Raw genomic sequence first — 12,875 nt, forward strand, 5'->3', positions numbered from 1 at the left:
GCGGGTGGCGATGGCAACGGTCCGGGACTCGACGTACGACGTGCTCCGCACCCTCGGCATGACCACCGTCTTCGGTAACCCCGGCTCGACGGAGGAGCCGTTCCTGGAGAACTTCCCCGCCGACTTCCTCTACGTCCACGCGCTCCAGGAGGCGACGGCGGTCGCGATGGCCGACGGCTACGCACAGGCCAGCGGCACAGCCGCCCACGTCAACCTGCACACCGCCCCGGGCACCGGCAACGGCATGGGCAACCTGGTCACCGCCTGGCACAACAAGACGCCGCTGATCGTCACGGCCGGCCAGCAGACCCGGGAGATGCTGCTGCTCGAACCTCGGCTGGCCAGCCGACGGCCCACCGAGCTCCCCCAGCCGTACGTCAAGTGGGCCTACGAGCCGGCCCGCGCGCAGGACATCCCCGCGGCGGTGCTGCGGGCGTACGCGACGGCGGTGCAGCCACCGGCCGGGCCGGTCTTCCTCTCCCTGCCGATGGACGACTGGGCCCAGCCGGCCGACCCGCTGCCCGCACCGCGAACGGTGGCCACCCGGTTCGCGCCGGACCCGCAACGGCTGGACGAGTTCGCCCGGATCCTGGCTGGCAGCGACAACCCGGTGCTGGTGTACGGGCCGGGGGTGGACCGCTCCGGGAGCTGGCCGAACGCTGTCGCGCTCGCCGAGCGGCTGGCCGCACCGGTCTGGTCTGCCCCGGCACCCGAACGCGCCGTCTTCCCGGAGGACCACCCGCACTTCCGCGGGGTGCTCCCGTACGCGATCGGCCCCCTCGCCGAGGCGCTGCGTGGGCACGACACGGTGCTTGTCGTCGGCGCACCGGTGTTCCGCTACTACCCGTACGTGCCGGGCGAGCACCTGCCGGAGGGCGCCCGGCTGCTGCACGTCACGGACGACCCCGACGAGGCCGCGCGCGCACCCGTCGGGGACAGCCTGCTCGGCGACCCGGGGCTGACCCTGGCCGCGCTGCTGGAGCGGGTGCCGCCGGCCGACCGGCCACCCCCCGCGCCCCGCGCCGCACCGACCCCGCCGGAGATCACCGCCCCGTTGAGCGCCGACGCCCTGTTCGCCGGGCTGGCCGCGCACTGGCCGGCGGACGGCGTGCTGGTGCAGGAGTCACCGTCCAATCTGTCCGCACTGCGCCGGCAGCTGCGGATCACCCGCCCGGCGTCGTACTTCACGATGGCCAGCGGCGGCCTCGGCTACGGCCTGCCGGCCGCGATCGGGGTGGCGCTCGCCGAGCGGGACAGCGGGCGTGGCCGGCCGGTGGTGGCGGTCGTCGGCGACGGTTCGTTCCACTACTCGGTGCAGGCGTTGTGGACCGCCGCGCGCCTCGCACTGCCGGTGGTGGTCGTCGTCCCGGTCAATCAGCAGTACGCGATCCTCAAGGCGTTCGCCGAGCTGAAGGACACCCCCGGGGTGCCCGGCCTGGACCTGCCGGGGTTGGACATCGTCGCCATCGCGGCCGGCTACGGCTGCGCCACCGAGGTCGTCGAGACCCCTGACCAGCTCGGCGCGGCGCTCGCCACCGGGCTGCGTGCCGACCGGCCAACCGTGTTGCCGGTGCCGATCAGCACCGACGTGCCCAGCCTCCTCTGAGGCAAGCCCGTCGGGGTCGGTGCCGCCCGGTCAGCGTGGGGCGATCGACAGGGGGGCGCCGGTGGCGACGTCCAGGACCGGCCGGGCGCCCAGTGGCGCGTCCAGGGTCACGGCGACCGGTGCCAGCTTGAGCACCGCGATGCACTCTCCGGTGGCCCGGGTGACGCGGCCGCCGACCACCACGACGTCCGGCCGTTCCCACACCAGCGGCGTGATGCCGGTGTCGCAGGCGCCGACGCCGAGCTGCACGGTCATCCGGACATCGTCGACCGCCAGGAGGTTCTGGGCGCCCACCAGACCGTCGGCCAGCGGGCGGGCCGGCGCGGAGGGCTGGGGGACGGGCGTGACCGCGCTCGGCGCGACGGCGAGCCGGGCCACCGGGGTGGCCAGTTCCTTGATGGTGAACAGCCAGGCCGGGACCTGCGCCGTGCCCCGGCTCGTGCGGACCGGCACGGCACCGAACGTGACCCCGGTGACGGTGAGCGACAGACAGGCCGTCTGCGTCGCGCTGGTGGCCCATCCGTCCGGCCCTGGCTCGACGGTGGGGCCGCCCGGGCTCGGCAGGCCGGGCCGCTTCGGTTGCCCCGGGCAGGGCAGCGGGTCACCCTGGTCCAGCTGACGGTACGCCTCGGCGGCGCTCACCAGCGGCAGCGTCAGCCGTCCGTCCGGGAATCGGATCTCGCCGCCGACCCGGGTGGGTGGCATCGCGACAGACGCCCGGTACCACCCGGCCCGGTAGGCGGCCTCGGTGTCCGGGGTGAAGCGCGGGTCACCGGTGAGCACGGTGGGCCCCTCCAGCGGGACGTACCCCGTACTCCAGTCGGGGCCCGGTCGCCACGCCTCGGCCACCTCGGCGGCCCGTTTGTCGAACGCCTCGCCGCGGGGCGACGGGCTGCGGGGCCCGACGGCCGGATCTGCCACGGGCGTGGCGCAGCCCGCCGCGAGCAGCAACGGGAGGACGAGAAGCAGGGCCGGTCGACGCATGTACGGTTCGACGCCGCCGCCGATCCACCGGTTCCCGGTCGACTGCTCAGGTCTCGCCGCCCAGGTCCGTCTGGTACGCCTCCCAGAGCAGGTCGGCACCGCGCCGCCGATGCCGGGCCAACCGCCGCAGCAGGTGCCCGGCCCGGTGCCGCAGCTCGTCGGGGTGCACCTCGGGACGCTCGGCGACCCGTTGCACGGCGAGGATCGCGGCGATGATCCCCGCGTGCTCCCGGGTCAGCAACCGCACCCCGTGGGCCAGCCGTGGCGACTGGGTGAGCAACTCCCGGTAGAGGCCCGCGGGGCCCTCGGTGACCCGAACGTGCTCGGCGAACCCGTGCCCCACCGGACGCAGCCGGAGCAGGACCTCTTCCCGCCAGCGCGGCTCGGTGGGGGCCACGGTGACGGCCCGGCCGAACGCGTGGACGTCTCCGGCCAGACCGGCCGGGCGTGGCTCACCGGGCAGCCCGATCGGATGGTGCGGTGCGGCGGACGGCCGGGCGACGAGTGACGACTGCTGGACCGGACCGGTGACCATGGCACCTCCCGCGCGCTGTGCTGCTACCCCATACCGCGATGGTGAGCCTGCCCGGCCCGGCCTGTAAAGGCCCCGGAGAGTGCTCATCTGTCCCGTTGGTCCCAGGGATCCCGCAGGTCCCAGTGGAAACGGACAACCGCCGCTCAGCCGAGCTGGGGGTGCTCCGCCAGGCGGCGCAGTTGACGGGCGACGGCGTGCGCGTCGCCGTCCCGACCGTCGACCGGCCGGCCCGTCGTGATCGCATCGGCAAGCGCGCGCAACTCGGACGGAGGCAGGCTGGCCAGCCCCATGCCCTGCAACGCGACGGTGACTCGCCGACCATCAGAGTGGTCGGTCGCGATGATGGCGCGTGTCCGCCGCCGACCCCCCGGAAAGTCGTCCCCCGACTCGTCGTACGACAGCGCCGCGGCGTCGATCCGGGCGGTGGCGAGGTCGACGCCGCGCGTGCGGAACGCGCCCCGGACCCGTACGTGGCTGCCCTCCAGCCAGGCGGCCGTCCGGAGCACCCGCAGCACGAGGTAGACGCCGAGCAGGACGAACGGCAGGCCGCAGAGCCCGATGAACGGGCTCGGCCCGGCCTGTTCCGCGCCACCGTCCCGTAGCGCGGGTGGCAGCATCCCCGGCGGCAGGTCGCGGGCCTCCTCATAGGAGGAGAACGGGTCACCCGGGCCGGACAGCCGGCCCAGCAACCCGCCGGCGACCAGCGGCAGCACCACGAAAGCCGACGCGACGGCGGTGACGAAGACGCCGACCACCACCGCCCGCGTGCGCTGTGCGGGTGAGGCGCCCACCGACAGGCGCAGCTCCTGGTTCGTCACAGGGGGCAGCGTAGGCGAGCCGCGTACACGACGAAGCGCCCCGGCCGACGGGCCGGGGCGCTTCGCTCGAGGTGGTGGAGGTGCCGGGAATCGAACCCGGGTCCTTCGCCGGTTTGTCAGGGCTTCTCCGAGCGCAGCTCGCTGTGCCTCTACTCGGCCCCACCGCTCACGCGAGCAAGTTGGTGTGACGGGCCCAGTCGCTGATTAATCTCGCCGCACGGACCCCGCGACCGGGTCCGGTTGGCCAGCCTCCTAGCTGATGCCGGCTACTGGGACGAAGGCGTTCCCAGGCCGACAGACTTAGCTACTCGCCTCAGGCGGCGAGAGCGAAGTCAGCGCGTTGGTTCTTGGCGCTTATAAGTTTCCGACGACCGATTCTCGAGACGACGTCGGCTTCCTCGGCTCGCTTCCCCTGTCGCTGCGTACGAAGTCGAAACCAGTCACCCCCTCGACAGGCCACCGATGTGGTGGCACTGACAAGACTAACGCCTGCCGCAACGGCTTTCATCCCGAGCCCCGGGCCGGCGCGCCGACCCGGACAAACAGGATGAACTAGTCGTCCATTCCCTTGCCGCGCCGACCCGACACCCGGGCGATCTCCCGGTCCGCGTCCCGCTTGGCGAGGTCCTGCCGCTTGTCGTACGACTTCTTGCCCTTGGCCAGGGCGATCTCGACCTTGGCAAAGCCGTCGGAGAAGTAGACCTGCAACGGGACGATCGTCAGGCCGCCCTCACGGGTCTTGCCGACGAGCTTGTCGATCTCGACCCGGTTGAGCAGCAGCTTGCGGGTGCGCCGGGGCTCGTGGTTGGTCCAGGTGCCCTGCGTGTACTCCGGGATGTGCATGGCGTGCAGAAACAGCTCGCCGTCCCGCTCCTGGGCGAACGCGTCGACGAGCGACGCCCGCCCCGCCCGCAGCGACTTGACCTCGGTGCCGGTCAGCGCCATGCCTGCCTCGTACGTGTCGAGAATGGCGTAGTCGTGGCGCGCCTTCTTGTTGGAGGCAACCACCTTGCGCCCCTTCTCCCGTGGCATCGGTGCCACCCCCTCTCTCCGCTGCCCGTGGGCCGAGCGCACCCCGGCCGGACAACCGATCATGCTACCCGAACAACAAGGACCCTCCCGCGCCGTTTATTTCCGGCTGCGGGAGGGTCCCCGGGAGACGACGGGACGACTAGACCCGCAGGTAGAAGCGCAGGGTGATCCAGGCGGTGCCCGCGCTGATCAGGCCACCGACGCCGGCCATCAGCGGGAAGACGACAAGGATGTCACCCCAGGAGATCGGCGAGAGCAGACCCTGCAACGCGCTCAACGAGCGGTCGAAGAGCAGGTACTTGGCCGCGACCAGGGCCACCAGACCGAGCAGCGAACCGATCAGGCCGGCCACCACGGCCTCCAGCACGAACGGTGCCTGGATGAACCAGTTGGAGGCGCCGACCAGCTTCATGACCGCCACCTCACGCCGCTTGCTGTACGCGGCGACCTGGATGGTGTTCGCGACAAGCAGCAGGGCGGCGATCGCCATCACGATGGCGGCGGCCAGGGCGATGTTCTGGATCGAGGTGAGGATGTTGAAGATCTTGTCGAGCAGTCGACTCTGGTCGATGATCTCGTCGACACCCGCGGTGTTCTTGTACTGCTCGTAGATGTCCTTGTACTGCTCCGGGTTGTTCAGCTTGAGCCGGAACGACTCGGGCAACTGGTCTGGCTTGACCACGTTCACCAGGTCGGGCGCGTCCTGGTACATGACCTTGAACTTCTTGTACGCCTCGTCCTTGTTGACGTAGATGACATCCTTGACCAGGGGGTCGCTGTCGAGCTTGGCGTTCAGGTCGGTGCGCTCCTGCTCGCTCACCTCCTGCTTCAAGAAGATCGAGACTTCGATGTTCTTGTAGTAGGTGACCTTCATGTCGTCGACCTGGCGGTACATGAGACCGCTGGCGCCGAGCATGGTCAGCGAGACCGCCATCGTGATGATCATCGCGATGGACATGGTCACGTTGCGCCACAGTCCGACCAGTACCTCGGACAGGACGTATTTCACGCGCATCGGGATTTCCTCCGGGTCTCCGGCATGAAGTGTTCGTCGTCAGGCTGCGCAGGGGTGGAGAGCCGGCTCACCCGTAGACGCCGCGGGCCTGGTCACGCACGATACGACCGCTCTCGATCTCGACGACGCGGCGGCGCATCTGGTTGACGATGTTGGAGTCGTGGGTGACCATCACGACGGTCGTGCCGGTGCGGTTGATCCGGTCCAGCAGGCGCATGATCTCGATCGAGGTGTCCGGGTCCAGGTTTCCGGTGGGCTCGTCCGCCAGCAGGATCAGCGGACGGTTCACGAACGCCCGGGCGACGGCGACCCGCTGCTGCTCACCACCGGAGAGCTCGTGCGGGTAGCGGTGCTCCTTGCCACCGAGCCCCACCAGCTCCAGCACCTCCGGCACGACCCGGCGGGCAACCGCCTTGGTCTTGCCGATCACCTCAAGGGCGAACGCCACGTTCTCGTACGCGGTGCGGTTCGGCAGCAGCCGGAAGTCCTGGAAGACACAGCCGATCGAGCGCCGGAAGTGGGGTCGCTTCCAGGAGCGCATCGACGTGACGTCCTTGCCGTTGACGACGACGCGGCCCTTGTTGGGGGCGACCTCGTGCAGCAGCATCTTGATGATTGTGGACTTGCCGGAGCCGGATGGACCGATGAAGAAGACGAACTCGCCCTTCTCGATCGAGACGGACACGTTGTCGAGCGAAGGCCGGGACGCCTTCGGGTACGTCTTCGTCACTTGCTCAAGCTGAATCACGGGTGGTGAGTCTACGCGGTGTAACAACTGAGCCAAGCCCCACGCCCCGCCGATCCGGCACGAGTCGTCGAATCAGGCCTCTACCTGGAGATCGACGAAGCGTTCCGCCCGCGTGTCGTTACGCTCCGTCGCCGGCGAGCTGCCGCTGCTTGCGCCAACGGATCCCCGCCTCGATGAAACCGTCCAGGTCGCCGTCGAACACCGCGCTCGGATTGCCGGTCTCCTGCTCGGTTCGGAGATCCTTCACCATCTGATACGGGTGCAGGACGTAGGAGCGCATCTGGTCGCCCCACGAACCAGCCGCGTTCTCCTTCAGCCCCTCCAGCTTGGCCTGCTCCTCCTGGCGCTTGCGCTCCAGCAGGCGGGCCTGGAGCACCCGCAGCGCGGAGGCCTTGTTCTGCAACTGGGACTTCTCGTTCTGACAGGTGACCACGATGCCGGTCGGAATGTGGGTCAACCGGACCGCCGAGTCGGTGGTGTTGACGCTCTGCCCACCGGGGCCGGAGGAACGATAGACGTCGACGCGTACCTCGTTCTCCGGGATGTCGATGTGGTCGGTCTGCTCGGTGACCGGCAGGACCTCGACGCCCGCGAAGCTGGTCTGCCGGCGGCCCTGGTTGTCGAACGGGCTGATCCGAACCAACCGGTGGGTGCCCGACTCGACGCTGAGCGTGCCGTACGCGTAGGGCACCTTGACCGCGAAGGTGGCCGACTTCAGGCCCGCCTCCTCGGCGTAGGAGGTCTCGTAGACCTCGGTCGGATAGCCGTGCCGCTCCGCCCAGCGCAGGTACATCCGCAGCAGCATCTCGGCGAAGTCGGCGGCGTCCACACCACCGGCGCCGGCGCGGATGGCGACAAGCGCCTCCCGGGAGTCGTACTCGCCGGAGAGCAGGGTGCGGACCTCCATCTCCTGGATGGCCTTGGTCAACCCGGTGATCTCCGACTCGACCTCGGTCAACACGCCCGGGTCGGCCTCGGCCTCGGCCAGCTCCAACAGCACCTGGGCGTCGTCGAGGCCGGACCGCAGGCTGCCCAGCTTGCTGATCTCGCCGTTGACGTACGACAGCTGCGAGGTCACCTGCTGAGCCTTGGCCTGGTCGTCCCACAGGTCGGGGGCGGAAGCCTCCTGCTCAAGGCGGGCCTTGTCCTCGTGGAGTCGGTCGAGGTTGAGGACGGCCTCGATGTTTCGCAGGGTCGCGTCGAGTTCCTTGAGCTGTTCGGCGTAATCGGCAGCGGTCACGACAGGTAAGCGTACTGCGCGAACGAGGATTGAGCTTGCGAGCCCCGCGGTCCCGCGCAAAAGCCGCACCCCGACGCCGCCGGCTGAGCAGCTCGTTCCCGCTGGGCGAACCCGCGGGAGGTCACCCGACCGGAGCGGACTTCAACCAGGACAGGGCCGCCCGGTGGTAGGCGACGGCGAACTCCAGCGCGCTGGCGTCGTACGTCTCCCCATCCCGTTTGGCGTTCTTTACCTGCTCCCGGACCTGGGCGAGGGCCTCGGTGTGGTATTCGTTGGCCGAGGCGTACAGGCCCTTCAGCTGGCTGGCGGAGTGCAGGTTGCCGAAGGCCATCCGCAGCGCGATCGGGTTGCGGATGGTGTCCCGCCCCGGGTTCTCGGCCAGCCAGCGGGAAAATGTCCGTTTCCCAGTTGCCGTGAGCGCATACGGCTGGCTCATCCGCGGCCCGGGCTTCCCGAGCCGCACGAAACCCCGCTCGGCCAGCACCGGCAACTCGCGGTAGACCTGACTGCGCGTCATCGACCAGTACGGCGCCAGACGGCGCTCAGCAGCGGCCATCAACTGACCGCCTGTCATCGGGCCCTCGTGGAGGAGGCCGAGAAGGGCCGCCGCCGTAGGGTTGACTCCGGAATCCGCCATGCCCCCTACGCTGCCACTTTGCGCACCCGGCGTCCAGGATTTGCCGGTTTGCCACCCAACAGGTCTTCCTAAGTGCACTGTCGGCGGCAGACTGTCCGTTGAGGACTATCGATGGATCACGGCCCCGGGCCGACCCGCCGGCGGCACCGCGCGCCGCCGGCGGGTCGTCGCCGCAGGTCAGCCCATGTGGGGGTACGTGTGGTCGGTCGGCGGCACGAAGGTCTCCTTGATCGTCCGCGGGGACACCCAGCGGACCAGGTTGAGCCACGAGCCCGCCTTGTCGTTGGTGCCGCTGGCCCGCGCACCGCCGAACGGCTGCTGCCCGACGACCGCCCCGGTCGGCTTGTCGTTGATGTAGAAGTTGCCCGCCGCGTACCGCATGCGCTCGGCGACCGCGTCGACCACCCGGCGGTCGGTGGCGAACACCGAACCGGTCAGCGCGTACGGGGCGATCGCCTCGGCCTGCGCGACCACGTCGTCGAACCGGGCGTCGTCGAACACGTGCACGCCCAGGATCGGCCCGAAGTACTCGGTGGTGAAGGTCTCGTGGGCCGCGTCGGAGCACTCGAAGAGCGTCGGCCGGACGAAGTAGCCGACCGAGTCGTCCGCGGTGCCACCGGCCAGCACCCGGCAGCTCTCGTCGCCGCCGATCAGCTCCAGCGCGGCGGTGTGCCGGGCGAACGCCTTGTCGTCGATCACCGCGCCGCCGAAGTTGCCGAAGTCGGCCACGTCGCCGTAGGTCAGCGAGTCGGTGGTGGCGGCCAGCCGGTCCCGCAGCCCACCCTCCCAGATCGAACGCGGCACGTACGCCCGCGAGGCCGCCGAACACTTCTGGCCCTGGTATTCGAACGCGCCACGGATCAACGCGGTGTGCAGCGCGTCCACGTCGGCGCTGGTGTGCGCGACGACGAAGTCCTTGCCGCCGGTCTCGCCGACCAGACGCGGGTAGCCCCGGTAGCGGGCGATGTTGTCGCCCACGGTCCGCCACAACTGCTGGAAGACCTTCGTCGAGCCGGTGAAGTGGATGCCGGCCAGGTCCGGATCGGCGAGCACCACGTCGGAGACCTCCTCGCCCCGGCCGGTGACCATGTTGATCACACCGGGCGGGAGGCCGGCGGCCTCGAACAGCCGCATGGTGAAGTGCGCGGCGAACTGCTGCGTCGGGCCCGGCTTCCAGATCACCGTGTTGCCCAGCAGGGCCGGCGCCGACGGCAGGTTGCCCGCGATGGCGGTGAAGTTGAACGGGGTGACCGCGTAGACGAAGCCCTCCAGCGGGCGGTGGTCGAAGCGGTTCCAGACGCCGGGCGAGGACGCCGGCTGCTCCTCGAGCAGGCGACGCGCGAAGTGCACGTTGAACCGGAGGAAGTCGATGAACTCGCACGCCGAGTCGATCTCCGCCTGGATCGCGGTCTTCGACTGGCCCAGCATGGTGGCGGCGTTGAGGGTGTCGCGCCACGGGCCGGCAAGCAGCTCGGCGGCACGCAGGAAGATCGCGGCCCGCTCCTCGAAGGGCAGCGCCCGCCACATCGGAGCGGCGTCCTTGGCCGCCTTGATCGCGGCGTGCGCGTCGTCGTGGGTGGCGTGCGCGGTCACGCCCAGCACGTGCGCGTGCCGGTGCGGCTGCACCACGTCGATCGGGTCACCGGCGGCCATCCGCTGGTCACCGCCGATGGTCATCGGCAGGTCGAGGCGCTCGGCGGCGAGCTCGGTCAGCCGCCGCTGGAGCCGGTCCCGGTCGGGGCTGCCCGGCTCGTAGTTGCGAACCGGCTCGTTGCGCGGCTCGGGAACGGAGAACACGGCATCCATCAAGGCTCCTGGCGATCTCGACAGCAGTGGCGAAACCGGACCCGCGGGCACCGACCGGGCGGCCGGACACCGGACGCCGCGCGGAAGGGCCGAGCAGCGGCGGGACCTCCCGCGATTCTCCCACGAAGGGCAGCACACCCTGGCTCCGCCATCGTCCTGCGCCAAGGACCGGCCCACCCCTCCTCCCCTTACCGACCGAGGTCGATCCGACGACCCGGCCGGGCGTCGGAGGGGCCCCGTCGGGCCGCGGGCGTCCCGGCCGTCCCGGGGCGGCGGAGGGCGCAGCGGGCCCGCGTACCCTGAATGGTCGGTGACCTGCCGCCTCGAAGGGGAGACGATGACCAAGCAGCCCGGCCGCGTCCCGGCCGCGGAGTCGCACGACCCGGCGGCCGACGCGGCAACCTCCGGCAGCCGGCCGCTGCCCGCGCCCGGCGCGGCGGTGCTCGCGCTGCTGGCCCTGGGTTGGTTGACCGCCATGCTCTGGTCCACCCGGGAGGCCATCACCTCGGCGGCGGCCGGGGTCACCGCGATCAGCCTCTCCGCGTTCGCCCTGCCCGGCGTGATCTCGGCCGCGCTGGTGTGCGGTGCGGCCGTCGCGCTGGCCGGTGGCAACCTGCTGGCCCGCCGGTACGGCGACTGGGCCACCCTGCGCTACGCCGGAGCCATCGGCGGCGGGATGCTGGTCGGGCTGGCCGCCGCGGTGGCCATCAACCTCACCTACTTCGACACCTCGACCACCAACGTGATCGCCGGCACCACCGCCGCCGCGGCGATCATCGGTGGTGCCCTGGCCGCCGCGCGGACCGCACCGGCGGTCGGTGCGGTGGTGACCGCCGCACTGGGCACGCTGGTCTTCGTGGTCGCGTTCAGCCAGGCCCGGGACCCGCTGTTCGACCTCTTCGGGGCCGGCGACAGCCAACAGTCGCTTGTCGACGCGGCCAAGTGGGTGTCCCGCACCGAGTCACTGGTCGCCGGGCTGCTCGCCGGGCTGCTCGCCTTCGGTTACCTGACCTGGGCGCGGCGCCGGATGGTGCGCCGCGATCCGGCGACCCCGACGCTGCGCTGGCCGGCGTACCTGCTCGCCGGTGCCGGGCCGGGCCTGCTCCTGCTGCTCGCCGAGGTGATCATCCGGATCGGTGGCCGGTCGCTGCTCGACCTGGCCAGCGCCCTCAGCGAGGCGGACGCGGTGGCACAGACCTCGCTGGGCACCTCGCGGGTGGACAACGGCATCTGGGTGCTCTTCGTGGGGGCGCTCACCGCCCTGATCGCGTTCGGCCGCACGCTCGGCCCGGCCCACACCGACGACGACACACCGGCCGACAGCCCGGACACCGCCGTCGCGGACCGGGTCGACCCGGAGGACGACGAGCCGGACCCCGCCGAGGCGTTCGACACGGACCCGGCCAAGGCCGATCCGGCCCGCTGACGCCGGGCTGACTCCGGCCGGCCGGCGTTTCTGGCGGGCCGGCGTTCGGGCGGGCCGGCGTTCGGGCGGGCGGCTCAGCTGGCCGCGTTCAGCAGCAGGTCCAGCTCTGTCACGTCGTACCACTCCAGTTCGTGGTCCTCCGCGCCGTCGACGGTGAACTGCGCGTCGGGGTCGCCAGCGGCCGCCTCGGCCACCACCTGGACCGCCGCGGCGACCTCCTCGGCGGCGTCCGCGCCGTCCACGTGGAGGGCGGCGACGGCACCCACCGGCACGGCGTCGGCCAACGTCACGGTGCTGGAACCCAACTCACCGTCGCCCCGCCCGAGCGCGCTCGCCGGGAGGTCGACCGAGACGACGACGCGGCGGCGGGGAGCGGTCGGGTCGGCCCGGAGCAGGTGCAGCGAGTCCTGGGCGGCCCGGGTGAACGCGACGTACTCCAACTCCTCCTCGTCGCCCTCGGCGTACCACTCGCGCAACGCCGGGGTCACCGCGTGCGCCTGGTCGGCGGTCAGTCCCTCCGCCCGGAGTCGGGCCACCATGGGTACGGTCGCCGGCACGTACACCCGGACAAGCTCGTTGGTCACCGGTCGTCTCCCCGCGTCGTCCTCCACCGGCGTCCGCCGGCACGGGCGCAGATCATGCCGCACGCCGTGATCGTCATACACCCCGAGTCCGGCCGGTGGAAGTTCCCGCCCGGTGTGTCCCGTACGGTCGACCCGCCGTCGGGGCGACCGGGCGCTGGGCGGGCGGGGCTGTCGGTGGCAAACTGAGCCAAACGACATCAACCTCGGGAGTCCCTGTGGAGCCACGGTTCCTGCTGCTCTCCGACGTCGCCACCGAGCTGAACGTGTCGGACTCGCAGGTCTACCACATGGTGCGCAGTGGCGAACTGCCGGCGATCAAGATCGGTGGACGCGGCCAGTGGCGCGTCGAGCGCGCGCGCCTGGAGGAGTACATAGCGCGCAAGTACTCCGAGACCGCCGAGTGGGTGCAGAGCAACCCGCTCGTCGACCGCGACCCGGAGTAGC

At 71.1% G+C, this 12,875-nt stretch carries 13 protein-coding genes and 1 other RNA gene; 3 read left to right on the top strand and 11 right to left on the bottom strand.

Annotation, left to right across the window (positions count from 1 at the left end; translation table 11 throughout):
- Positions 1-10 precede the first annotated feature (10 nt).
- Positions 11-1,606 carry a benzoylformate decarboxylase gene (gene mdlC, locus ACGFIQ_RS04215; RefSeq protein ID WP_393238914.1) on the top strand — a complete coding sequence of 532 codons (1,596 nt, stop codon included), beginning with the start codon at positions 11-13 and terminating at the stop codon, positions 1,604-1,606.
- Between the two features lie 30 nt (positions 1,607-1,636).
- Here the strand turns inward: mdlC and ACGFIQ_RS04220 are convergent, their stop codons facing one another.
- The 10 genes from ACGFIQ_RS04220 to pruA all read right to left on the bottom strand — a co-directional run bounded on the left by ACGFIQ_RS04220 (position 1,637) and on the right by pruA (position 10,421).
- Entirely contained in the window at positions 1,637-2,590 is a 954-nt protein-coding gene (locus ACGFIQ_RS04220) for a hypothetical protein (protein ID WP_393238917.1), read from the bottom strand.
- Between the two features lie 46 nt (positions 2,591-2,636).
- Positions 2,637-3,125: a hypothetical protein gene (locus ACGFIQ_RS04225; RefSeq protein WP_393238920.1), complete on the bottom strand. Its 489-nt coding sequence runs from the start codon at positions 3,123-3,125 to the stop codon at positions 2,637-2,639.
- Between the two features lie 143 nt (positions 3,126-3,268).
- Positions 3,269-3,943: a hypothetical protein gene (locus tag ACGFIQ_RS04230; RefSeq protein ID WP_393238923.1), complete on the bottom strand. Its 675-nt coding sequence runs from the start codon at positions 3,941-3,943 to the stop codon at positions 3,269-3,271.
- Between the two features lie 72 nt (positions 3,944-4,015).
- Positions 4,016-4,391, bottom strand: a transfer-messenger RNA (tmRNA) gene (gene ssrA, locus ACGFIQ_RS04235).
- Between the two features lie 104 nt (positions 4,392-4,495).
- Positions 4,496-4,975 (bottom strand): SsrA-binding protein SmpB, encoded by a 480-nt coding sequence (smpB, locus tag ACGFIQ_RS04240; RefSeq protein ID WP_393238927.1) that lies wholly within the window; start codon positions 4,973-4,975, stop codon positions 4,496-4,498.
- Positions 4,976-5,114: 139 nt separating this feature from the next.
- On the bottom strand, positions 5,115-5,990 hold the full coding sequence (gene ftsX / locus ACGFIQ_RS04245) for a permease-like cell division protein FtsX (protein WP_357522981.1): 876 nt from the start codon (positions 5,988-5,990) through the stop codon (positions 5,115-5,117).
- Positions 5,991-6,057: 67 nt separating this feature from the next.
- Positions 6,058-6,738, bottom strand: a complete 681-nt coding sequence (gene ftsE, locus ACGFIQ_RS04250; protein WP_030331491.1) for a cell division ATP-binding protein FtsE — start codon at positions 6,736-6,738, stop codon at positions 6,058-6,060.
- A gap of 118 nt (positions 6,739-6,856) precedes the next feature.
- Positions 6,857-7,978: a peptide chain release factor 2 gene (gene prfB, locus ACGFIQ_RS04255; RefSeq protein WP_357071789.1), complete on the bottom strand. Its 1,122-nt coding sequence runs from the start codon at positions 7,976-7,978 to the stop codon at positions 6,857-6,859.
- A 121-nt stretch (positions 7,979-8,099) separates the two neighbouring features.
- The gene (locus ACGFIQ_RS04260; RefSeq protein WP_354941392.1) at positions 8,100-8,615 is read right to left on the bottom strand and encodes a PadR family transcriptional regulator; all 516 of its coding nucleotides are present in this window, start codon (positions 8,613-8,615) and stop codon (positions 8,100-8,102) included.
- Positions 8,616-8,792: 177 nt separating this feature from the next.
- On the bottom strand, positions 8,793-10,421 hold the full coding sequence (gene pruA / locus ACGFIQ_RS04265) for an L-glutamate gamma-semialdehyde dehydrogenase (RefSeq protein ID WP_393238931.1): 1,629 nt from the start codon (positions 10,419-10,421) through the stop codon (positions 8,793-8,795).
- A gap of 337 nt (positions 10,422-10,758) precedes the next feature.
- Between pruA and ACGFIQ_RS04270 the strand changes: the two genes are divergently transcribed.
- Positions 10,759-11,847, top strand: coding sequence for a hypothetical protein (locus ACGFIQ_RS04270; protein ID WP_393238934.1), 1,089 nt, complete (start codon positions 10,759-10,761; stop codon positions 11,845-11,847).
- A 74-nt stretch (positions 11,848-11,921) separates the two neighbouring features.
- On the opposite strand, the gene ACGFIQ_RS04275 is transcribed toward ACGFIQ_RS04270, so the two are convergent.
- Positions 11,922-12,431 (bottom strand): DUF6912 family protein, encoded by a 510-nt coding sequence (locus ACGFIQ_RS04275; protein WP_357522984.1) that lies wholly within the window; start codon positions 12,429-12,431, stop codon positions 11,922-11,924.
- Between the two features lie 215 nt (positions 12,432-12,646).
- On the opposite strand from ACGFIQ_RS04275, the gene ACGFIQ_RS04280 reads away from it, so the two are divergent.
- Positions 12,647-12,874, top strand: a complete 228-nt coding sequence (locus tag ACGFIQ_RS04280; protein WP_357071774.1) for a helix-turn-helix domain-containing protein — start codon at positions 12,647-12,649, stop codon at positions 12,872-12,874.
- Position 12,875: the final 1 nt, after the last annotated feature.

It is taken from the genome of Micromonospora sp. NPDC048898 (genome assembly GCF_043198035.1).
In the GTDB taxonomy this organism is placed as follows: Bacteria; Actinomycetota; Actinomycetes; order Mycobacteriales; family Micromonosporaceae; genus Micromonospora.

What these genes read in the sequence shown, in the direction of transcription:
- mdlC (WP_393238914.1), top strand. Translation starts at nt 11, where the DNA reads ATGGCAACGGTCCGGGACTCGACGTACGACGTGCTCCGCACCCTCGGC.
- ACGFIQ_RS04220 (WP_393238917.1), bottom strand. Translation starts at nt 2,590, where the DNA reads ATGCGTCGACCGGCCCTGCTTCTCGTCCTCCCGTTGCTGCTCGCGGCG.
- ACGFIQ_RS04260 (WP_354941392.1), bottom strand. Translation starts at nt 8,615, where the DNA reads ATGGCGGATTCCGGAGTCAACCCTACGGCGGCGGCCCTTCTCGGCCTC.
- ACGFIQ_RS04270 (WP_393238934.1), top strand. Translation starts at nt 10,759, where the DNA reads ATGACCAAGCAGCCCGGCCGCGTCCCGGCCGCGGAGTCGCACGACCCG.
- smpB (WP_393238927.1), bottom strand. Translation starts at nt 4,975, where the DNA reads ATGCCACGGGAGAAGGGGCGCAAGGTGGTTGCCTCCAACAAGAAGGCG.
- pruA (WP_393238931.1), bottom strand. Translation starts at nt 10,421, where the DNA reads ATGGATGCCGTGTTCTCCGTTCCCGAGCCGCGCAACGAGCCGGTTCGC.
- ftsX (WP_357522981.1), bottom strand. Translation starts at nt 5,990, where the DNA reads ATGCGCGTGAAATACGTCCTGTCCGAGGTACTGGTCGGACTGTGGCGC.
- ACGFIQ_RS04225 (WP_393238920.1), bottom strand. Translation starts at nt 3,125, where the DNA reads ATGGTCACCGGTCCGGTCCAGCAGTCGTCACTCGTCGCCCGGCCGTCC.